15 protein-coding genes and 2 tRNA genes are annotated in these 19,745 nt (G+C 73.6%); 5 read left to right on the top strand and 12 right to left on the bottom strand.

Annotation, left to right across the window (positions count from 1 at the left end; genetic code table 11):
- Positions 1 to 78: 78 nt before the first annotated feature.
- Together ACIQOW_RS36375 and ACIQOW_RS36370 are read right to left on the bottom strand one after the other, a co-directional pair.
- Positions 79 to 1,356 carry a hypothetical protein gene (locus tag ACIQOW_RS36375; protein WP_401092121.1) on the bottom strand — a complete coding sequence of 426 codons (1,278 nt, stop codon included), beginning with the start codon at positions 1,354 to 1,356 and terminating at the stop codon, positions 79 to 81.
- A gap of 449 nt (positions 1,357 to 1,805) precedes the next feature.
- Positions 1,806 to 2,393, bottom strand: coding sequence for a VTT domain-containing protein (locus ACIQOW_RS36370; RefSeq protein ID WP_317619947.1), 588 nt, complete (start codon positions 2,391 to 2,393; stop codon positions 1,806 to 1,808).
- Between the two features lie 643 nt (positions 2,394 to 3,036).
- Between ACIQOW_RS36370 and ACIQOW_RS36365 the strand changes: the two genes are divergently transcribed.
- Positions 3,037 to 4,128, top strand: a complete 1,092-nt coding sequence (locus ACIQOW_RS36365; protein ID WP_401092120.1) for an LLM class flavin-dependent oxidoreductase — start codon at positions 3,037 to 3,039, stop codon at positions 4,126 to 4,128.
- 50 nt (positions 4,129 to 4,178) lie between these two features.
- On the opposite strand, the gene ACIQOW_RS36360 is transcribed toward ACIQOW_RS36365, so the two are convergent.
- Together ACIQOW_RS36360 and ACIQOW_RS36355 are read right to left on the bottom strand one after the other, a co-directional pair.
- On the bottom strand, positions 4,179 to 6,044 hold the full coding sequence (locus ACIQOW_RS36360; RefSeq protein ID WP_401092135.1) for a putative bifunctional diguanylate cyclase/phosphodiesterase: 1,866 nt from the start codon (positions 6,042 to 6,044) through the stop codon (positions 4,179 to 4,181).
- Positions 6,045 to 6,723: 679 nt separating this feature from the next.
- Positions 6,724 to 7,149, bottom strand: coding sequence for an OsmC family protein (locus tag ACIQOW_RS36355; RefSeq protein WP_401092119.1), 426 nt, complete (start codon positions 7,147 to 7,149; stop codon positions 6,724 to 6,726).
- A gap of 280 nt (positions 7,150 to 7,429) precedes the next feature.
- Here ACIQOW_RS36355 and ACIQOW_RS36350 point away from each other — a divergent pair, with 280 nt between their 5' ends.
- Together ACIQOW_RS36350 and lepB are read left to right on the top strand one after the other, a co-directional pair.
- A complete protein-coding gene (locus ACIQOW_RS36350) occupies positions 7,430 to 7,765 on the top strand; it encodes a chorismate mutase (protein WP_188295319.1) in 336 nt (111 codons plus the stop codon).
- A 143-nt stretch (positions 7,766 to 7,908) separates the two neighbouring features.
- Positions 7,909 to 8,685, top strand: coding sequence for a signal peptidase I (gene lepB, locus ACIQOW_RS36345; RefSeq protein ID WP_401092118.1), 777 nt, complete (start codon positions 7,909 to 7,911; stop codon positions 8,683 to 8,685).
- Here the strand turns inward: lepB and ACIQOW_RS36340 are convergent.
- The 3 genes from ACIQOW_RS36340 to ACIQOW_RS36330 all read right to left on the bottom strand — a co-directional run bounded on the left by ACIQOW_RS36340 (position 8,648) and on the right by ACIQOW_RS36330 (position 12,662).
- Positions 8,648 to 9,751, bottom strand: coding sequence for an EamA family transporter (locus ACIQOW_RS36340; RefSeq protein ID WP_401092117.1), 1,104 nt, complete (start codon positions 9,749 to 9,751; stop codon positions 8,648 to 8,650). The genes lepB and ACIQOW_RS36340 overlap by 38 nt on opposite strands.
- 165 nt (positions 9,752 to 9,916) lie before the next feature.
- Entirely contained in the window at positions 9,917 to 12,364 is a 2,448-nt protein-coding gene (locus ACIQOW_RS36335) for a transglycosylase domain-containing protein (RefSeq protein WP_401092116.1), read from the bottom strand.
- Between the two features lie 224 nt (positions 12,365 to 12,588).
- Positions 12,589 to 12,662, bottom strand: a tRNA-Lys gene (locus ACIQOW_RS36330).
- 221 nt (positions 12,663 to 12,883) lie between these two features.
- Here ACIQOW_RS36330 and ACIQOW_RS36325 point away from each other — a divergent pair.
- Positions 12,884 to 13,681, top strand: a complete 798-nt coding sequence (locus ACIQOW_RS36325; protein WP_401092134.1) for a DUF998 domain-containing protein — start codon at positions 12,884 to 12,886, stop codon at positions 13,679 to 13,681.
- Positions 13,678 to 14,559, top strand: a complete 882-nt coding sequence (locus ACIQOW_RS36320) for an alpha/beta fold hydrolase (RefSeq protein WP_401092115.1) — start codon at positions 13,678 to 13,680, stop codon at positions 14,557 to 14,559. Before ACIQOW_RS36325 ends, ACIQOW_RS36320 begins: the two co-directional genes overlap by 4 nt.
- A gap of 78 nt (positions 14,560 to 14,637) precedes the next feature.
- Here ACIQOW_RS36320 and ACIQOW_RS36315 read toward each other — a convergent pair whose 3' ends face one another.
- From ACIQOW_RS36315 to ACIQOW_RS36295, 5 genes are all read right to left on the bottom strand, one after another.
- The gene (locus tag ACIQOW_RS36315; RefSeq protein ID WP_401092114.1) at positions 14,638 to 15,348 is read right to left on the bottom strand and encodes a GPP34 family phosphoprotein; all 711 of its coding nucleotides are present in this window, start codon (positions 15,346 to 15,348) and stop codon (positions 14,638 to 14,640) included.
- Between the two features lie 73 nt (positions 15,349 to 15,421).
- Positions 15,422 to 15,495: transfer RNA gene (locus ACIQOW_RS36310), tRNA-Lys, on the bottom strand.
- A gap of 60 nt (positions 15,496 to 15,555) precedes the next feature.
- Complete coding sequence (locus tag ACIQOW_RS36305; protein ID WP_401092113.1) at positions 15,556 to 17,640, bottom strand: dipeptide ABC transporter ATP-binding protein; 2,085 nt, start codon at positions 17,638 to 17,640, stop codon at positions 15,556 to 15,558.
- Positions 17,637 to 18,650: an ABC transporter permease gene (locus tag ACIQOW_RS36300; protein ID WP_401092112.1), complete on the bottom strand. Its 1,014-nt coding sequence runs from the start codon at positions 18,648 to 18,650 to the stop codon at positions 17,637 to 17,639. Before ACIQOW_RS36300 ends, ACIQOW_RS36305 begins: the two co-directional genes overlap by 4 nt.
- Before the next feature lie 16 nt (positions 18,651 to 18,666).
- Positions 18,667 to 19,647, bottom strand: a complete 981-nt coding sequence (locus ACIQOW_RS36295; protein WP_401092111.1) for an ABC transporter permease — start codon at positions 19,645 to 19,647, stop codon at positions 18,667 to 18,669.
- Between the last annotated feature and the right edge of the window lie 98 nt (positions 19,648 to 19,745).

Raw genomic sequence — 19,745 nt, 5'->3', positions numbered from 1 at the left:
CGACCGGGACGACGCCGGCCGGCGGGGCCGAGCCCCGCCGGCCGGTGCCGGTTCCCCGTCCCACCGCCCTTCGGCGTGTCAGCCCGCCGCGCCGAGGAAGCTCTCCCAGCCGCCCGTCGGCGCCTGGCCGACGTTCAGCGTGCGCAGCTTGCGCAGGGTGGACTGGTCCTGGACCTCCAGCCACTCGACCAGTTGCTTGAAGGAGACCAGCCGGACGTCGGGCTTGCCCGCGACGGCCTTGAGGGTCTGCTCGACGGCGTCCATGTAGATGCCGCCGTTCCACTGCTCGAAGTGGTTGCCGACGAAGAACGGCGCGCGGTTGCCGTTGTACGCGCGCTCGAAGCCCGCCAGGTAGGAGTTCGCGGCCTGGGTGCGCCACTCGTCGTACATGGCCGGGTCGCCCTTGGTGCTGCCCTTGGACTGGTTGGCCAGGATGTTGTAGTCCATCGACAGGACCTGGAAGGTGTGCCCGGGGAACGGGATGGACTGCAGCGGGAAGTCCCAGACCTTGCCGTCCTGCACCTTCTGCGGCCATATCTGGAGGCCGCCCGAGGAGCTGGCGTCGTACTTCCAGCCCAGCTTGGCGATGGTCGGCAGCAGCGCCTTCTGGCCCTCCAGGCACGGGGTGCGGCCGCCGATGAGCTCCTTCTTGTAGTCGAAGGGGAGCGGGTCGACGTCGGTGAAGCCGGTGTTGGTCCGCCACTGGGTGACGAAGCCGATCGCCTGGTCGATCTCGCTCTGCCAGTCCTCCGGGGTCCACACGTTGACCCCGTTCTTGTCCGGACGGCTGGAGCAGAAGTGCCCGTTGAAGTGGGTTCCGATCTCGTGCCCGGCCAGCCAGGCCTGGCTGACGAGCTTGAGCGTGCTCTTCACCGCGCCGTCCGACAGGTACGGGATGTCGGAGGCGCCGACCGAGTGCTTCGGCGGGTGGTACAGGTCGGACTTGCCCTTGGGCAGGGCGTAGATGCCCGAGAGGAAGAAGGTCATCGTGGCCTTGTGCTGCTCCGCCAGCTTCAGGAAGCGGGGGAACTGGCCGTCGTCGGTGCCGCCCGCGCCGTCCCAGGAGAAGACCACGAACTGCGGCGGCCGCTCGCCCGGCTTGAGCTTCTCGGGCTTGGGCTGGTTCGGCTGCGGACCGGTGTCCGCGTTGGAGCCGTCACCGATCGGGGTGCCCTTGGGCACCACCGCCTGGGTCGGGTCGCCGGTGCCGCCCTGGGTGCTGCTCGCGCCGCCGGGACCGGGGGAGGCGGAGCCCTGGCCAGAACCGGATCCGCCGCTGGAGCAGGCCGCGACCGCGCCGAGGGCCGCGGTCGCAGCGGTTGCACTGAGCACCGTCCTGCGCGAGATGCTGGTCATGGTCTCCCCTGGGTACCGATACCGGTGGTGAGGGTGGCCCGCAGCCGCACCGGTCAAATCGGGCAATTGATGAATATTCCGCCGTTAGCATGTCATGTCACTGCGAAGGCGACCAAGGTCGCCGAGAGCCGACGGTTCTCAACACGCCGGAAGCATCCGGCTGGGCTGCGGGGATTCGCCGACTGTTGCCGTCCTGTGACGCTTCCCGCCCCGGCTGGCCCGGTCATCACGCTACCGCCGGCCTGCCCGCCTTCCGGGGGAGTTCGTCAGCGTTCGGCCTGGTTGGTCGCTCTTTTGGGGAAACTTTTGCCCCTTGCAGAACCGGATGGTTTGAAGTCCGCCCGGAGGCACAGGGCGGCGGAGTGGCCGGAACGGGCAGGTCGGAGCACGCGGGCCGGAACGGGCAGGCCAGCAGCGGGCAGGCCGGCAGCGGGCGACGGGCGGGCCCGTCAGAGTGCGGCGAGCCGCCGGGTGCGGCGGATTATTCGCGCGACCGCGGTGCTGATGACGGTCGCCGCCGCGCAGGAGACCACGAGGCTCAGCCAGGCGGTGTTGAACCAGTGGCTGTTCAGCCAGCCCAGCGTCACGATGTAGGCGGCCCAGACCAGCGCCGCCAGTGCCGACCAGTGCAGGAACCGGTGGGGATGGGCGGGGGAGTGGCCGATGGCCAGGTCGAGGACGGTCCGCCCGGCCGGTACGAACCGCGCGATCACCACCATCGCCGCGGCCGCGCCGTGGGGGCGCTCGATCAGGGCCTGTTGGACCCGGGTCACGCTGGCCGCCAGTTGCGGGCGCCGGGCGAGCCGTCGATGCAGCATCGGGGCGCCGCGCCGGGCCAGGTTGAGCAGCAGGAGGTCGCCCAGGAAGGAGGCCACCGCCACGCCCAGCGCGAGCATCAGGGGCGCGCCGTCGATCTGCGACGTCTTGAGCACCGCCAGGATGACGAGCGTCCCGCTGGGGATGAACGGCAGGAGGGCGTCTCCGAGCACGGCGACGAGCGCCAGCGCGCAGATCCACGAGGATCCGATCGCCGCCACGAAGTTCAAGGCCCTTTACTCCCTCCACGCCGCCCGAGGGAGCAGGTGGCTGCTGGGGTCAACGCTAGCGCCTTGACTTTTCATGTCATGAAGCACCCCGGTATGCCGTGGATCACGGACCCCGAATCCGGCCGGACTCCGCCGTGGCGGATCGGGTGCGCGGGGCGGCCGGGGCGGGGGCCGACCGCCGGGTGGAGGGGCGTCGTGCCTGGTGCGAGAAGCGAACGAGCCCCCGGGGCGGGGTGCCGCGCCGAGGGCTCGCAGTGATCGTCCGGAGCTGGTCCAGCCCGACGATCTTGCTGGTGGAGCGCGGGTCCCCGCTCGGTGACCCGCTCCCTGACCCCAGCCTGCCGGACTCCGGCCCCCTGCCGCGAGACCTGGCGCTGGCGACTTCCGGCGCTGGCGGGAAGTCGCCAACCGTGTTCGCCCGCTGGCTCTCCGTCAGTCGGACGACCGGGTCGGACTCCCGTGCGAAATGGCCGAAACCCGCCCGGACCGTGGCCGGACGACTTCCGGGGCGCGGGAACAGCGAGCCGTCGGCCGTGGTTGACCCCGGTCGTCGAGCAGATCGACCGGCGGGCCGTCCGAGCCCGCGCGGTCACCCACGAAGGCCGGCTCGAAGACAGCCAGGAGGGCGGACGGCATGACCACCGAGGACCAGCAGGAGCGCGGGACGGGGCCGACGGCCGGCGCGGCGATCCGGGGCACCGCCCGCGGAACGGCACCCGCTCCGCTCTCGATCCTCGACCTGGCCACCGTCGGTGTCGGCCACACGCCAGCCGAGGCCCTCACCGCCACCACCGAGCTGGCCCGCAAGGCCGAGCAGTGGGGCTACCACCGCTTCTGGGTGGCCGAGCACCACGGCATGCCCGGAGTGGCCAGCTCCACCCCCGCCGTCCTGCTCGCCCACCTCGGGGCCAACACCACCACGCTGCGGCTCGGCTCCGGCGGCGTCATGCTCCCCAACCACGCCCCGCTCGCCATCGCCGAGCAGTTCGGCCTGCTGGAGGCCCTGCACCCCGGGCGGATCGACCTCGGACTCGGCCGCGCCCCCGGCACCGACCCGGCCACCGCCCGGGCGCTGCGCCGCGGCCTCGCCGAAGGCGCGGACGACTTCCCGCAGCAGCTCGCCGAGCTGACCCACTTCCTCGACGGCGACTTCCCGGACGGCCACCCGTACGCCCGGCTGACCGCCGTCCCCAAGGGCGAGGCCCGCCCGCCGGTCTGGCTGCTCGGCTCCTCCGGCTTCAGCGCCCAGCTGGCGGGCCGGCTCGGCCTCCCGTTCGCCTTCGCCCACCACTTCAGCAGCGCCAACACCATCCCGGCGCTCGACCTCTACCGGTCGTCGTTCCGCCCCTCCGCGGTGCTCGCCGAGCCGTACGCGCTGATCGGCGTCAGCGCGGTGGCCGCCGCCGACGAGTCCTCGGCCCGCCGTCTCGCCCGCTCCGCGGCCCTCGGCATGCTCCGCCTGCGGCGCGGCAACCCCGGCCCGATCCCCACTCCGGAGGAGGCCGAGCAGTACCCGTACAGCCCGGTCGAGGCGGACTTCATCGACAGCTGGCTCGACAACGTCGTGCTCGGCGACCCGGGCCGGGTCGCCGACGGCCTGGAGGCCCTGCGCAAGCGGACGGGTGTGGAGGAGCTGATGGTCACCTCGCACATCCACGGGCACGAGGCCCGCCTCCGCTCCTACGGCCTGATCGCCGAGGCGTACGGCCTGACGGGTACGGCCTGACGGCCACCGCCTGACCGCCCCGCGCGGTCGCGAACGGCCTCGCCCCGCCGCTACCGGCGGTCGGGAACCGCCCCGCCCCCGCCGCTACCGGCGGTCGAGGGCGGGGCCCCCTCGCGGAGTATGGCCGCGACCAGTTCGGCCTCGCCGGGGCGGGCGAAGTACCAGCCCTGGGCGGTGTCGCAGCCGGTCAGCCGCAGGCGCTCGGCCTGGGCGGCGCTCTCGATGCCCTCGGCGGTGACGGTCAGCCCGAGGGTGTGGGCCAGCTGCACCATCGCGCCGACGATCTGCTCGTCCGCGTCGCTGCGGCGGGAGCCGAGCTCGGGGAGGCCGGGCCGGTCCGCCGCGGCGGGCTCCCGGAAGCCCTCGATGAAGGTGCCGTCGAGCTTGAGCACGTGCACCGGCAGCCGGGAGAGGTAGGCCAGGTTGGAGTAACCGGTGCCGAAGTCGTCGATCGCGATCCGCACGCCCATGTCCGCGAGCGCCTGGAGCGCCTGGAGGGGGCGTCCGCCGGGGCCGAGCAGGGCGCTCTCGGTGATCTCCAGCTGGAGGAGCCCGGCCGGCAGCCCGGTGCGTTCGAGGACGCGGGCGACGTCGGCCACGATGTCGGAGTCCCAGATCTGGCGGGCGGCCAGGTTGACGCTCACGAAGGTCTCCGTCCCGGGGAACTCGGTGAGCCACTGCCGGGCCTGGCGGCAGGACTCCTCCAGCACCCAGGTCCCGAGCGGCACGATCGCGCCGGTCTCCTCGGCGAGCGGGATGAAGCGGTCCGGGGAGAGCGTCCCGTAGCGGGGGTGGCGCCAGCGGACGAGTGCCTCCGCGCCGTGCACGGTGCCGTCGGCCAGACCGACCAGCGGCTGGTACTCGATGGTGAACTCGCCGCGCTCCAGAGCCGGGCGCAGCGCGGTGGCGAGCAGCTGCCGGGTGAGCTGGTGGGCGCCGCGGTCCGGGTCGTAGAGCGTCCAGCGGGCGCGGCCGTCGGCCTTGGACCAGTAGAGCGTGGCGTCGGCGTCCTTGACCAGGTCGGTCGGGGTGGTCTCGTGCACGGACCGCTCGACCACGCCCACGCTCGCGGTGATCACCAGCCGGTGCCCGGCGACGTCGAAGGGACGTTCCAGCACTTCCAGGATCCGGGCGGCCAGCTCGGTCAGCTGCTCGCTGCCCAGGCTGTCGGTGACCAGGACGGCGAACTCGTCGCCGCCCAGCCGGGCCACCAGGTGGGTGTCGTGCCCGTCGAACCCGCGCCGCAGCCGGGTGGCGACGGCGGCCAGCAGCTGGTCGCCGATGTGGTGGCCGAGCGCCTCGTTGATCGCCGCGAAGCCGTCGAGGTCCAGGTAGCAGACCCCGACCCGGCGGTCGTCCCGGGCTCCGCCGGGGCCGGGCTCGTCGGCCGGCGCGAGGCAGGCGGCGTCGAGCCGTTCGAAGAAGTAGGCCCGGTTGGGCAGCATGGTCAGCGGGTCGTGCAGGGCCTGGTACTCCAGCCGGTCGCCGAGCCGGCGCTGCTCGGTGATGTCCTCCACCAGCGCCAGGGTGTAGAGCGGCTCCCCGGCGCCGTTCCGGATCAGCGAGACGGTGAGCTTGCTCCAGACGGTGTGGCCCTCGCGGTGCTTGAGCTGCTTCTCCACGCGGAACCGTTCCCGCTCCCCGCGGACGAGTTCGGAGAAGAGCCGGTCCGGCATGCCCTCGGGGTCGATGATCTCGTGCAGGTGGGTGCGGACCAGTTCGCCGACGCCCCGTCCGATCAGGCCGGCGAAGGCGGGGTTGACCTCGATGATCCGGTCCTCGGGATCGATCAGGGCCATGCCGATGACGGCGTCGCAGAAGGCGGCTCTGAACCGGGACTCGCTGGCCCGCAGTGCGGCCAGCAGCCGGTCGGCGCCGCCCTCTGCCCTGCCCGTGCCGCCTTCTGCCCTGCCGATGCCGCCGCTCGTCCGGTCGGGGCCGCCGAGGGCTCCCCGGTGACCGTTGCCGGTGAGCGGGGCCGAGCAGGTGGGGCAGAGCAGCAGCTCGGGTTCCGCCAGCGTCCCGAGGGCGCTGAGGGCGGTGACTGAGCCGGTGGCCGATCCGGGGGACGAGCCGGCGGCCGGTTCCAGGACCGGCGCGGTGAGGTGGCGGTGGCGTGCTGCTTCCTCGTGCCGCACGCCCGGGTGGTGTGCGTCGGCCCCCTCGTTCTGGCCCGGCACGGCATGCTCCCGTCCGCTGCTGACGCTTGACGATGGTCCGGCCGGCCAGTCGGGACCCGGTGGCCGGCTCCGCACTCTGTCGCGGTCCTCGGAGCCGGTCCGCTGCGGGGCCGCCCGCCGTGGGGCGCTGGCGTGCGGAGACCCGCCCGAAGGACAGGGCGCTGCGGCCGATCATAGGCCGCGACGGCAACACGCGGTGACCGCCGCCAGGGTGATTCGCCCGCTTTGTGATCATGTGCGGCGATACGTTCAGACGCCCCCGGTGCACATCACACGATGTGCACCGGGGGCGCGTGCGCCGAAGCCGCGCCCCTGGGCGCCGGTCGCGCGCCGGAAGTGGAACGGAGCGGGCCGGGAGTCGGGGGCGATCGGACGGCGCAGGAGAAGGGGAGGGGCGGTGTCGGGGAGGGGCAGCTCAGGCCAGCGAGGCCGTGAGGGTGATGGTGGTGCCGGTCAGGGCCTGGCTGACCGGGCAGTTGGCCTTGGCGTCCTCGGCGGCCTTCACGAAGCCGGCCTCGTCCAGTCCGGGGACCTCGCCGACGACGGTCAGGTGGATTCCGGTGATGCCCGTACCGGGCTGGAAGGTCACGTCCGCCCGGGTGGTCAGCCTGGCGGGCGGGGTGCCGGCGCCGCTCAGACCATGCGAGAGGGCCATCGAGAAGCAGGCGGAGTGGGCGGCCCCGATGAGCTCCTCGGGGCTGGTCTTGCCGTTGGGCGCCTCGGCGCGGGCCGGCCAGGAGACGGGGTACTCGCCGATCCCGGAGGATTCGAAGGTCACCAGGCCCTTGCCGTCGAGGAGGTTGCCCTCCCATTCGGTGCGGGCGGTGCGGGTAGTTGCCACGATCGGGTCCTCCGGTGCTGAGGGGGTGTTCGAATGGTCACTTTCGGTCATGCGGGCCCCAGCCTACGGGCAGATCCCCTCCCGGTCAGCCGTGTCACGCCCGCGGTGGCCGGGCGGAGCGGAGCGGGGCCGAGGCGGCCGGTCCGGGGCCGCCGTCCGGATCGTGGACGGTTCCGTCGGACGGTGCGGGGCCCGGGCGGGGGCCCTGTTAGATTTGCCCGGGCCCGAGCCCGGCCGCAGCGCGGTCGGGCGCCCACCGCAGACACCGGGAGCCGCCCCGATGACGGACCACTCCACGACCCCCGACGCCGGCCTGCCCACGGGGATCGACGACGCCGTACGGGCCGAGCTGACCAGCCTGCGCGAGAGCATCGACAACATCGACGCCGCGGTGGTCCACATGCTGGCCGAGCGTTTCAAGGCGACCCAGCGGGTCGGCCGGCTCAAGGCCGAGCACAAGCTGCCGCCGGCGGACCCCGCCCGGGAGCGGGACCAGATCAAGCGGCTGCGGGAGCTGGCGGCCGGGGCGAAGCTGGACCCGGTCTTCGCGGAGAAGTTCCTGAACTTCATCATCGCCGAGGTCATCCGCCACCACGAGGCCATCGCCCGCTCCTGAGGCGCGGAGCGGCTCCCCCGGAGCGGACCCGGGCTGCCCGGGCTGCCCGGGCATGTCGGGGGCGGCTAAATGCCCGATTTCGTCAGGCTCTCCGGGTGGCGTAGCGTGCAGGTTTCCCCAGCCGGAGAGGTGGAGCAGCGACGATGGCGGTGAACCTGCCCGAAACGCCCGGTGGAGCCCCCAGCGATTCCGCTGCCCGGCCCACCCCCGGAGGCCGCGCCGAGGCCCGCCGTCAGAGCCGCGGCTCGCGCGGCCGCAAGGCCCGCCGCCCGGGCCGGCGCCCCCGGCCGTGGTGGATCGAGCTGCCGGTCATGGCGGCGGTCGGGCTGCTGGTCGCGCTGCTGATCAAGACCTGCCTGTTCCAGGTGTTCACCATCCCGTCCGGCTCGATGGAGAACACCCTGCGGATCGGCGACCGGGTCGGCGTGAACAAGCTGGCGCCGCTGACCGGCTGGGAGCCGGAGCCGGGGCAGCCGGTGGTGTTCAAGGACCCGGGGGGCTGGCTGCCGCCGCAGCCCACCGACCCGAACCCGTTCACCAACGCCGTGAGCTCGGCGCTCAGCTTCGTCGGCCTGGTGCCGCCGAAGGACGACAACTACCTGGTCAAGCGGGTCATCGCGACCGGCGGTCAGACCGTGCAGTGCGAGGGCACCACGCTGACCGTCGACGGGCGCAAGCTCGACGAGCCGTACCTGCATCCCGGGGACGACTCCTGCGCGGGGCTGGACTTCGGGCCGGTGAAGGTGCCGTCGGGCTACGTCTGGGTCGAGGGCGACCACCGCAGCGACTCGGCGGACTCCCGCTACCACCAGCACGGCCCGGGTGGCGGCGCCGTGCCGGTGGACAACGTGGTCGGCCCGGTGTCGGCCGTCGTCTGGCCGCTCAATCACTTCGACTGGTTCGGCTGGACCGGCCGCTGATCCCGCGCTCGGCGGCCACCCGGTCGTGAGCCCCCGGCCCGGCAGCGCCACGCCCGGCGCCTCGGGGCCCCGCGTCCAGCTCCGCCACGTCGGCACCCTCCGCCAGTCCCGCGGTACCGCCCGCCGCCTTCCCGTCCGCCGTCCCGTCCCCGTCCGCCGGGGGCTTGCTCGCCTGCGCCGCGATGGCGCCGGCCAGCACCAGCAGGCCGCCCGCGATCTGCGGCATCCCGAGGTGCTCGCCGAGCAGCACCCAGGCCGTCACGGTGGCGACCACCGCCTCCAGGTTGGCCACCACCCCGGCGACCGGCGGCGAGAGGTAGCCGACCGAGATCACGCCGGTCAGGTAGGCGAGCACGGTCGCGACCAGGACCATCCACGCGGCCGGGAGGAGCGCGGGCAGGGTGTGCCCGTTCATCACCACGGACCCGCCGAGCAGGCTCCAGTCGGCCTTCCAGGGCAGGGTGAAGACGGTGAGCAGCACGGCGCCGACGATCAGCCCGTACGCGCTGACGGCCAGCGGGTCGACCGGGCGGTCGCCGCGCCGGCCGGCGTCGGCGAGCACGAAGTAACCGACCTGGCAGCAGGCCGCGCCGAGGGCGAACAGCACGCCCAGCGCATCGAAGCTCAGGCCGTTCCAGACCTCGACCACGCAGGCCAGCCCGGCCACCGCGACGCCGGCGCCGACGGCCGCGCCCCGGCTGATCGGCTTGCGCTGGACGAACTTGACGTAGGCGATCAGCAGCGGCGGCCCGAGGTACTCGATGAGCAGGGCGACGCCGACCGGGATGCGGGAGATCGCCGCGAAGTAGCCGGCCTGGACGCCCGCCACGGCGAGCAGGCCGAAGCCGAACAGCAGGCCGGGTCGGCGCAGTACGGCGTCCCGGTGCCGCCAGGCGATCGGGAGGAGCGCCACCGCCGCTCCGGTGACCCGGAGCCACACCACGTGCAGTGGGGAGAGGCCGGCCTCGATCAGCGGCTTGGCCGCGGTGCCGGAGCCGCCGAAGGAGACGGCGGCGACCAGCGCGAGGCCGAGGCCGACGGTCCTGCGCGACGGGCGGGTGGGCAAGGCCGATGATCTGTGCACTGCCGCATTGTGACAGTCATATCGACGGTCGAGTAAGGCGCCATTCCGTCATTCGGTCCTGCCCCGAACTGTGCGCGGTGGCGCAATCACGCGACCCCGGCCGACCCGGTCACGCGACCGGGCCGGCCGGGGTCGTACGGGCCCCGGTCAGCCCCCGGATCCGGACGAGGCACCCGTTCCGGTGAGCACGTCCGTCCCGCCCGTGGGCGGGGTGGTCGGCTGCTGGGTGGGCTGCTGGGTCGGCGGGGTGGTCGGCGTCGGCCGCGAGGTGGGCCGGGTCGGCCGGGTGGGCTGCTGGGTCGGCTCGGTGGTCGCGGGAGCCGTCGGCGCGGTGGTCGCGCCGCCGTCGGTGCCACCCGACGGAGTGTTCGAGCCCGAGCCCGAGCCCGAGCCCGAGCCCGAACCCGATCCGTTGCCCGGCGTCGTGGTGGGACCGGAGCTCGGAGTACCGGTGGGCGCACTCGTCGACGGGGCGCTGTTCGGCGTGCTCGGGGCGGTCGGCAGGTCGGCGGCACCGGAGGAGTCGCCGCCGGCCGGGGTCGGGAAGTCGCTCACCGGCTGGCCCTTGAGCGCGGCCTTCATGTAGCTGGTCCAGATCTGGGCCGGGAACTGGCCGCCCGCCGCGCCGTCGATGCCGCCGACACCGCTCAGGCTGACCTGGGCGCCGTTGCCCGGGTCCTGGCCGAACAGGGCGACCGAGGTGACCAGCTCGGGGGTGTAGCCCACGAACCAGACCGACTTCTGGTCGTCGGTGGTACCGGTCTTGCCCGCCACCGGACGGCCCAGCGACTTCGCTCGCCAGCCGGTGCCGCCCGGGTCGCTCACCACGCCCTGGAGCATCGAGGTGACCTGGTCGGCGGTGTCCGCGCTGATCGCCTGGGTGGTCTTGTGCGCGGGCAGCGCGACGTTCTCGCCCTCGCGGTCCACCGACTGCACCAGCCACGGGGTGATCTGCTTGCCGCCGTTGTCCAGCGTGGCGTACACGCCCGCCATGTCGAGCACGCTCGGGGTGGCCGCGCCCAGCGGGATGGAGGGCACCGGGTCGAGGCCGGGGGTGTTGCCGGGCAGGCCCAGCGCGACGGCGGTGTCCTTGACCTTCTGCAGCCCGGTGTCCTGCGCCAGCTGCGCGAACGCCGAGTTGACCGACCAGTCGGTGGCCTGCTGGAGGCTGATCTGGCCGTAGCTCTTGTCGCCCTCGTTCGGCGGCGCGTACGGGGTGCCCTTGCCGCCGCGGACCTTCCGGCCGCTGGTGCCGTCGTAGACCGTGCGCGGCGTGATGCTGCGGCCGTCCTGGGTCCTGGCGTTGTTCTCGAAGGCGGCGGCCAGCGCGATCGCCTTGAAGGTCGAGCCGGCCTGGTAGTCGCGCCGGGTGGCGTTGTCGACGTAGTGCTTCACGTAGTCGACGCCGCCGTACAGGGCGACGATCGCGCCGGTCTTCGGGTCCACCGAGACGGCGCCGGCCTGGGCGGCCGCGTCCTTCTTCCGCTTCTCCGGGTTCAGGTTGTCGCGCAGCTGGGCCTGGACGGAGTCCTGGAGGGCCTGCTGGCGGGCCGGGTCGACGCTCAGCTTGATCGTGTAGCCGCCCTTGGCCAGCTCGGTCTCGTTGATCACGCCGCTGGAGGTGAGGTACTCGGTGGCCGCGTCGACCAGGTAGCCGGCCTGGCCGGACAGGCCCGGGTTGGGCTGCGGGTCACGGACGTCGGGAAAGGCGGTCCCGGCCCGTTCCTCGGCGGGGAGCCAGCCCTCCTTGACCATGCCGTCGAGCACGTAGTTCCAGCGGTTGACGGCGTTCTGCTTGCCCGCCGCGGTCGCGGTGGCGACGTCGTAGGCGCTCGGGGCGTTCAGCAGGGTGGCCAGGTAGGCGCCCTGGGCGGCGTTGAGCGCCGACGCGTCGATGCCGAAGTACGCCTGCGCGGCGGCCTGGATGCCGTAGGCGCCGCGGCCGTAGTAGGAGGTGTTCAGGTAGCCGGAGAGGATGTCGTTCTTGCTCTCGGTGGCGTCCACCTTGATGGCGATGAACAGTTCCTTCACCTTGCGGGTGATCGACTGCTTCTGGTTCAGGTACGTGTTCTTCACGTACTGCTGGGTGATGGTGGAGCCGCCCTGGGTGGAGCCGCCCTTGGCGGTGTTGATCGCGGCCCGGGCCAGGCCCTGGACGTTGACCGCGCCCTCGTTGTAGAAGTTCCGGTCCTCGGCGGCCAGCGCGGCGTGCTGGGCGGCGGGGGAGACCTTGTCCAGGGTGACGTTCTGCCGGTTGGTCTGGCCGGTGCGGGTGAGCACCGAGCCGTCCGAGTAGAGCCAGGTGTTGCTCTGGGCCGTCGCGGCGGCGTGCGCGTCCGGCACCTTCACCAGGGCGATCCCCAGCGCGAACAGTCCGATGCCGAGCAGCAGCGCCGAGCCGAAGCCGAGCAGGGTCATCCGCCAGGTGGGTATCAGCCGGCGCCAGCCGGTGCGCTTCGGGCGGCGCGACTTCTTGCCGCCGGAGCCTCCGGACTTGCCGGACCCGCCGGCCGGGCCGGCGGAGCGCTTGAGCCGCTTGACCGGCCGGAGGCTTATCGACGGCGTGCGACGGCCGCTCTGGGCGTTTCTGGACAAAGCGCGGCCTTTCCTGCGAGCACCGCGAAGCGGCCTGCACGGACGGGGACATCGGCGGTTGGGGACCTTTGTCCCGATTCCGGTTTTACTGCCCTGGACGAGCAGAACGGGCCGGATGGCTCCGGCGGATCGCCGATCGAGACCGACATCACACGCAAAACGGACGTCGGAGGCCAAAAAATCAGGGAGCCTCTCGCTGTTGCGAGAGACTCCCCAACTGTCTGTGCGCCGCCAGGGACTCGAACCCCGGACCCGCTGATTAAGAGTCAGCTGCTCTAACCAACTGAGCTAGCGGCGCCTGCTGACCTGGAAAACAATACACGGTTCCGAGGGGTGCCTCGAACCGGTCCGGTCGCCACCGCCCGATCCGCCCCTTTCCGCCCGGTTGGGCTGGAGTTCGCCTCTGGTTAGGGTGGAACGGTGCCCAGCCCCCAGCCAGGACACCCCCGAGCACGATCCGGCAGGTCAGGACGCGACGGGTCGGGACGCGGCGAGCCCGGACACCGCGCCGCGCCGGCCATGGTCGCCGCCCTGCTGCTGCTCAGCGCCGTGGCGTACACCGCCTGGGTACTGGAGGTCGTGCTGAGCACCGGCCTCGACCCGGTGCAGGCGTACATCAGCGAGCTCGCCGCCGAGGACCAGCCGCTGGGCGGCCTGTTCCGGGCCACCGACCTGGCCGCCGGGCTCTGCCTGCTCGCCGCCGCCGGCACCGCCCTCGCCACCGGTCGGGCCGGGGCCTCCCGGCGGAACCGCTGGGCGCTGGCCGGCTGGGCCGCGCTGGCCCTGTTCGGCGCCGCGACCGCCGCGGACTCCCGGCTGCCGCTCAGCTGCACCCCCACCAGCGACGAGATGTGCGCCGCCCGGGAGACCGCCGGGCTCGTCCCCGCCACCCACACCGCGCACGCCGTCACCAGCAGCCTCGCCATGGCCGGCGCGCTCACCGCGCTGGTCTCGCTCACCGTGGCCGCCCGGCGCTACCGCTGGTGGCCGCCGGTGCGCCGGATCGGGCCCTGGCTGCTGGGGGCCGAGCTGCTCGCCACCGGCTGGAGCCTCGCCTCGATCGCCGCCTTCCAGGCCGGACGCGGCACCTGGGCGCTGGGGGCCGGGCAGCGGCTCCAGGTGCTGCTGGTCGCGCTCTGGCTGGGCCTGCTGGCCCTGGGCGTCGCCCGTTCCGCCCGCCCGGCCACGCCGGACGCACCGGAGCGGTCGGAGGGTTCGGAGCGGTCGGAGGGTTCGGACGGGCCGGACGGGCCGGACGAGGAGGCCGTCGGGCGGGAACGCCCGGCCGAGCCGGTCCAGGAACGGGGGCCGGCATGACCAGCCCCGACGACCCCGGCGCCGGGGCGCGCTTCCTGCGCGTCGACGGCGTCCCGCTGCACGTCCGCACCGAGGGCAGCGGCCCGGTCTGCCTGCTCTCCGGCGGCCTCGGCAGCAGCTGGGTCGACTGGGACCTGGTCGTCCCCTTCCTCACGCCGTACCGCACCGTGGTCCGCTTCGACCGGCCCGGTTACGGGCTGAGCGCCGCCGAACCCGCCACCGGGCGGCCCGCGCCGACGGCGGCCGGCGAGGCCGGGCGAATACTGGCGGTGCTGGACGGCCTCGGACTGCGCGGGCCCTGCACCGTGGCCGGCCACTCGCTGGCGGGCTTCCACGTGGAGGCCTTCGCCCGGCTGCACCCCGAGCGGACCGCCGGGCTGGTGCTGGTGGACGGCAGCGTGGAGGAAGCGGCCCGCCCGTTCCCGGCGCCCGGCGCGCGCGACCTGGCGGCCCGGGCGGCGGCCCGCCTCGCCACCGCCCTCGCCGTGCCCTACCTGCTCGGCCCGACCGTCCGCCGGACCACCGCCCGGCTGTCCACCGTCCGCCGGGAGGACCTCGCCCCGAAGCCGCTGGTCCGGCGCTGCTACCGGACCGGCCGGGCCCTGCGCGCGCTGCTCCGGGAGAACGGGCGCTACCTCGACACGGCCGCGGAACTGGACGGGTTGCGGCGCACCCGGCCGCTGGCCGAGGACCTTCCGATCACCGTGCTGGCCGCCGACGACGGCTGCCGGACCGGTGACACCGAGGACTGGCTGGCCCGGCAGCGGGAGCTGGCGGCGCTGCTCGGGGCCGACTTCCGCACCACCGCCCCGGCCGGGCACCTGGTGATGTTCGACCGCCCGGACGCGGTGGCCTCGGCGGTGCTCGACACCCGCTGAGGCGCCGCGCCGGGACGCCGTGCCGAGATGTCGCGACGACCGGCCGGAAGCCCCGGGGCGGGCGCCCGGCAGGCCGGCTCAACTCCCCGACTGGGACCTCCGGCGTGCGATCTCCCGCTCCACGGCCCGGGGGACGGGCAGGCCGCGGGCCGGCTGCCGGACGGCCTGCCGGGTCCGGGCACCCTTCGATCCCGGGTAGAGCCGGCGTTCCGGCCTGGCCGCCCCGACCAGGCCGGCCAGTTGCCGGTCCCGCTCGTCGGTCGTGCCGGACGGAACGGCTGTATCGGACGGCCCGGTGGTGTCGGACGGAACGGTGGTGTCGGACGGCCCGGTGCGCGCCAGCGTGGCCGCGATCCGCCCGGCGATCAGCGCTCGGGCATCCGGCCGCACGGCCGTCCAGCGACGGTGGGGCAGCCCGGGGAAGCAGCGGCTCCGGGCGGTCAGCACGCCCTGTCCGACCATCCGGTCCAGGTAGTGGCGGGTCGTCCTGCCGTGCGGGTGGGTGAGTTCGCGCAGCGCGTGGTCGAGAGTCCGGGGCCGGCCCTTGCCCGCCCGTTCGAGGCCGGCCAGGACGGCGGTGCCGGGCTCGTCGTGGCCGCCCAGTGGCTGGTGGCCGGTGATCCGGCGCTCGTCGACGGTGATCGCGCCGGCCGGCAGGAGTTCGGCGAGGGCGGCGCCCGCGACCGCCGTCGAGACGGTGAGGGAGGGGATCCGCAGGCGTCCGCCCGCCGGGTCGGCGCAGAGCAGCAGCAGTTCCTCGGCCAGGGGCCGGGTGTCGGAGGATTTCACGAGGAGAAGGTCTACCCGGGCCGGAAACGCCTCAGGCCGCCCACCGGAGTGGACGGCCTGAGACCTTGCCATGTGCGCCGCCAGGGACTCGAACCCCGGACCCGCTGATTAAGAGTCAGCTGCTCTAACCAACTGAGCTAGCGGCGCCTGCTGACGTCGGAGACTTTACACGGCGCTCACCCGATCCGCCGAATCGTGTTCGATGCTTCACCTTCGGTGACCGGTTCCGGTCGTGGGCTCCGGGTGGTGGCAGGCCGCCTGGTGGTCCGTCCCGGGCGCGTTGTCGGCCAGGGCCGGCCGCTCCTGCTCGCAGCGGGTGCGGTCGGCCGGGGAGGTGAGCCCGGCGTAGCGCGGGCAGCGGGTGCGGAAGACGCAGCCGGTGCGGCGCTCGGTGGGCGGGGGCGGGTCGCCGGCCAGCAGGATCCGGTCGCGGGCGCGCTCGGCGGCGGGGTCGGGGAGCGGGACGGCGGAGAGCAGGGCACGGGTGTACGGGTGGCGGGGGCGGTCGAAGACGGCGGAGACCTCGCCCTGTTCGACCGTCCGGCCGAGGTACATCACGCTGACCCGGTCGGCGAGGTGCCGGATCACCGAGAGGTCGTGCGAGACGAAGAGGTAGGAGAGGCCCAGTTCGGCCTTGAGCGACTGGAGCAGGTTGAGCACCCCGGCCTGGATGGAGACGTCCAGGGCGGAGACCGGTTCGTCCAGCACCAGCAGCTTCGGCCGGACGGCGAGCGCCCGGGCGATCGAGACGCGCTGGCGCTGGCCGCCGGAGAACTGGTGCGGGTAGCGGACGGCGTGCCCGGGGTCGAGGCCGACCTGGCGGAGCAGTTCGGGCACCCGGCGGGCGATCTCCTCGCGCGGGGCGCGCTGGGCGAGCAGTGGTTCGGCGACGATGTCGCCGACCGGCATCCGGGGGTCGAGGCTGGCCATCGGGTCCTGGAAGACGATCTGCACCAGGGCGCGGAGTCGGTGGGCCTCGGCCCGGGTGAGCGCGGCGGCGTCCCGGCCGAGCAGTTCGATCCGGCCGGTCTCCGGGGCGCCGAGCCGCAGCAGTTCGAACAGGGTGGTGGACTTGCCGGAGCCGGACTCGCCGACCAGGCCGAGGGTCTCGCCCTCCCGCAGGTCCAGGTCGACGCCGTCCACCGCGTACACCTCGCCGACCTTGCGCTTGAACACCGTTCCCTTGAGGAGAGGGAACGTTTTTCCCAGCCCGCTCACCGACAGCACCGGTGTCCGGGACGAGCGGTCGCCGGGGCCGGCGACGGGCGGCGGCTCGGGGACGGGGTAGACCTCGGCCGGTGCGGGCCGCCGGTCGGCGAGTTCCGCCGACCGGACGCACGCCGACAGATGACCGGCCGCCCCCTCCAGGGCCGGCTCGGCCGCCGTGCAGCGCTCCTCCGCCAGCGGGCAGCGCGCCGCGAACGGGCAGCCCGGGGGCAGTTCGGCCGTCGGCGCCGGGGTGCCGGGGATCGGTACGAGCGGACCGCCGCGCCCGTCGAGCCGGGGCAGCGCGCCGATCAGGCCGAGCGAGTACGGGTGGCGCGGGGCCGCGAACAGCTCGTCCACCCCGGCCGTCTCGACCACCCGTCCGGCGTACATCACCGCGACCCGGTCGGCGGTTCCGGCGATCACCCCGAGGTCGTGGCTGACCAGGACGAGCGCCGCGCCGGTCTCCCGCCGGGCGGTGCGCAGCACGTCCAGCACCTGGGCCTGGATGGTGACGTCGAGCGCGGTGGTGGGCTCGTCGGCGAGCAGGATGTCGGGCTCGTTGGCGACCGCCATGGCGATCATCGCGCGCTGGCGCATGCCGCCGGAGAACTCGTGCGGGAAGCTGTCCAGGGCCCGGCCGGGTGCCGGGATGCCGACCAGGTCGAGCAGCTCGGCGGCCCTTCGCCGTGCGGCGGCCTTGTCCACCCGCTGGTGGATCCGGACCGCCTCGGCGATCTGGTCGCCGATCCGGTAGACCGGGGTGAACGCGGAGAGCGGGTCCTGGAAGACCATGGCGATCCGGCGGCCGCGGATCGCGGCGAGCTCCCGGCCTGGCAGTCCGACCAGTTCCCGTCCGTCCAGCCGCACCGAGCCGCTGAGGCTCGCGGTGCCGGGCAGCAGCCCGAGCACGGACAGCGCGGTGACGGACTTCCCCGAGCCGGACTCGCCGACGATGCCGAGGGTCTCGCCGCGCCGCAGGGTGAGGTCCACCCCGCGGACGGCGGGGACCGGGCCCGCGGGCCCGGCGAAGTCCACCCGGAGGCCACGGACGGCGAGCAGCGGGGTGTCGACGGTGGTGGTCACGGGCGCTTCCTACGACTCGCGGACTGGCTGGTGGACCGGCCGGCGGAGCGGTCGGTGGAACGGTCGGTGGAACGGCGGGAACGACGGGTGGCCCGCGAACGGCGGGGCGCGGCACCGGAGGTGGGGTCGAGGGCGTCGCGCAGCCCGTCCCCGATCAGGTTGACGGCGAGGACGAACAGCACCAGCAGCGCGGCGGCGAAGTAGAACAGCCAGGGGAACACCGGGGCTTCGCCGGTCCCGGCGGCGAGCAGGGTGCCGAGCGAGACGTCCGGCGCCTTGACCCCGAAGCCGAAGTAGGAGAGCGCGGTCTCGCTCATCACGGCGCCGCCGACCGCGATGGTGGCGTCGATGACGAGGAAGGAGGCGACGTTCGGCAGGATGTGCCGGCTGATGATCCGCAGCGGCCGGACGCCCATGAACCGTGCGGCGCGGACGAATTCGCGCTCGCGCAGGGAGATGGTCATCGAGCGGACCACCCGGGCGGTGATCATCCAGTTGAACAGCGCGAGCAGCAGGACGAAGGCGATCCAGCCGGCGCTCTTCAGCCGGGACGAGACGATGGTGATGACCAGGAAGGCCGGGAAGACCAGCAGCAGGTCCACCAGGAACATCAGCGCCCGGTCGGCCCAGCCGCCGAAGTAGCCGGCGCAGGCGCCGACCACGGAGGCCAGCGCGGTGGAGAACAGGGCCACCAGCAGGCCGATGACCAGGGACTTCTGCAAGCCGCGGACGGTCTGCGCGAAGACGTCCTGGCCGACTCCGTTGGTGCCGAACAGGTGCTCGGCGGAGGGCGGCCGGTGCAGTGCGGAGAAGTCGGGGGCGGCGTAGTCCCAGTGCGTCAGGTACGGCCCGCCGAAGGCGAGCGCGAACAGCAGCAGCACCACGACGGCGCCGGCCACGGCGCCGCGGGCGGCGAGCAGCCGGGAGAGGACGAGCCGGCCGCGACCGGCGGGACCAGAGGGGTCGTCGGGGCCGGCCGGTCCGGCGGTGGCGGTGGCGGTGGTGGTCAACTCGGCTCTCCTCCGGTCAGGACCGCACGCGCGGGTCGAGGGCGGCGTGCAGGGTGTCGGCGAGGAAGCCGGAGGCGAGCACGACGACGGCGGTGAACAGGTTGATCGCCACCACCGAGTTGACGTCCTGTTCGTTGATCGACTTGATCAGCCACTCGCCCATGCCGTGCCAGCCGAAGATCGTCTCGGTGAAGATCGCGCCGGTGAAGATGCCCAGGAAGCTGTAGGCGAACATGGTCGACATGGGGATCACCGCGGTCCGCAGGCCGTGCCTGAGCAGCGCCCGGCCGCGGGTCAGGCCCTTGGCCTCGGCGGTGCGCAGGTAGTCGGAGCCGAGCACGTCGAGCATGGTGCCGCGCTGGTAGCGGCTGTAGGTGGCGAGTCCGCCGAGGGCCAGCGAGATGGTGGGCAGCAGCAGGTGCAGTGCCCAGTCGGCGAGGTGGGCGCCGAGGCCGCCGGCGAGCCCCGGGGTCTCGTAGCCGGTGAACGGGACGACCTCGTGGCCGGCCGCGTCCTTGGCGGCGATGGCGCCGTTCTTGAGGAACAGCGCGACCAGGAAGACCGGGGTGGAGAGCAGCACGAAGGACAGCACGGTGAGCAGCCGGTCGGAGATCCGGTACTGGCGCACCGCGCTCCACGCGCCGGCGGCGACGCCGAGGACCATGCCCAGCAGGCTGCCGAGCAGCAGCAGCCGCAGCGAGACCAGGACCCGGCGGCCGAAGTCGTCGGTGACCGGCGTGTCGTGGATGCTCCGGCCGAGGTCGCCGTCGAGCAGCCCGCCGGCCCAGTGGCCGAAGCGCTCGACCACCGGCGTGCGGTCGTTCAGGTTGAGCGCGGTGAGCTGGCGCTCGACCGACTCGGCGGACGGCCGGGGCACCTTGGCCTCGAAGTAGGTGCGCGGCTGCAGGGCGGTCGCGGAGACCGCGTACGCCAGGAAGACGGCGGCGACCAGCAGTGCCGCGTAGTAGCCCAGCCGTTTCGCCAGGTAGCGGAGCATCAACGGCCGTCCGTGGTGCGGGTGGGGCCGACGCGTCTGGTGGGCATCGGGTGGTGGCCTCCGGTCCGGGTCCTGTCGTGTTCCTGTTTTGGTGTCAG

The sequence above is a fragment of the Kitasatospora sp. NPDC091335 genome (assembly GCF_044757205.1).
Taxonomy (GTDB): domain Bacteria; phylum Actinomycetota; class Actinomycetes; order Streptomycetales; family Streptomycetaceae; genus Kitasatospora.
Note: the sequence above shows the minus strand (reverse complement) of the source record. Positions and strands in the feature narration are given on the sequence as shown.

What these genes read in the sequence shown, in the direction of transcription:
- lepB (WP_401092118.1), top strand. Translation starts at nt 7,909, where the DNA reads ATGGCGGTGAACCTGCCCGAAACGCCCGGTGGAGCCCCCAGCGATTCC.
- ACIQOW_RS36365 (WP_401092120.1), top strand. Translation starts at nt 3,037, where the DNA reads ATGACCACCGAGGACCAGCAGGAGCGCGGGACGGGGCCGACGGCCGGC.
- ACIQOW_RS36320 (WP_401092115.1), top strand. Translation starts at nt 13,678, where the DNA reads ATGACCAGCCCCGACGACCCCGGCGCCGGGGCGCGCTTCCTGCGCGTC.
- ACIQOW_RS36295 (WP_401092111.1), bottom strand. Translation starts at nt 19,647, where the DNA reads ATGCTCCGCTACCTGGCGAAACGGCTGGGCTACTACGCGGCACTGCTG.
- ACIQOW_RS36375 (WP_401092121.1), bottom strand. Translation starts at nt 1,356, where the DNA reads ATGACCAGCATCTCGCGCAGGACGGTGCTCAGTGCAACCGCTGCGACC.
- ACIQOW_RS36350 (WP_188295319.1), top strand. Translation starts at nt 7,430, where the DNA reads ATGACGGACCACTCCACGACCCCCGACGCCGGCCTGCCCACGGGGATC.
- ACIQOW_RS36325 (WP_401092134.1), top strand. Translation starts at nt 12,884, where the DNA reads ATGGTCGCCGCCCTGCTGCTGCTCAGCGCCGTGGCGTACACCGCCTGG.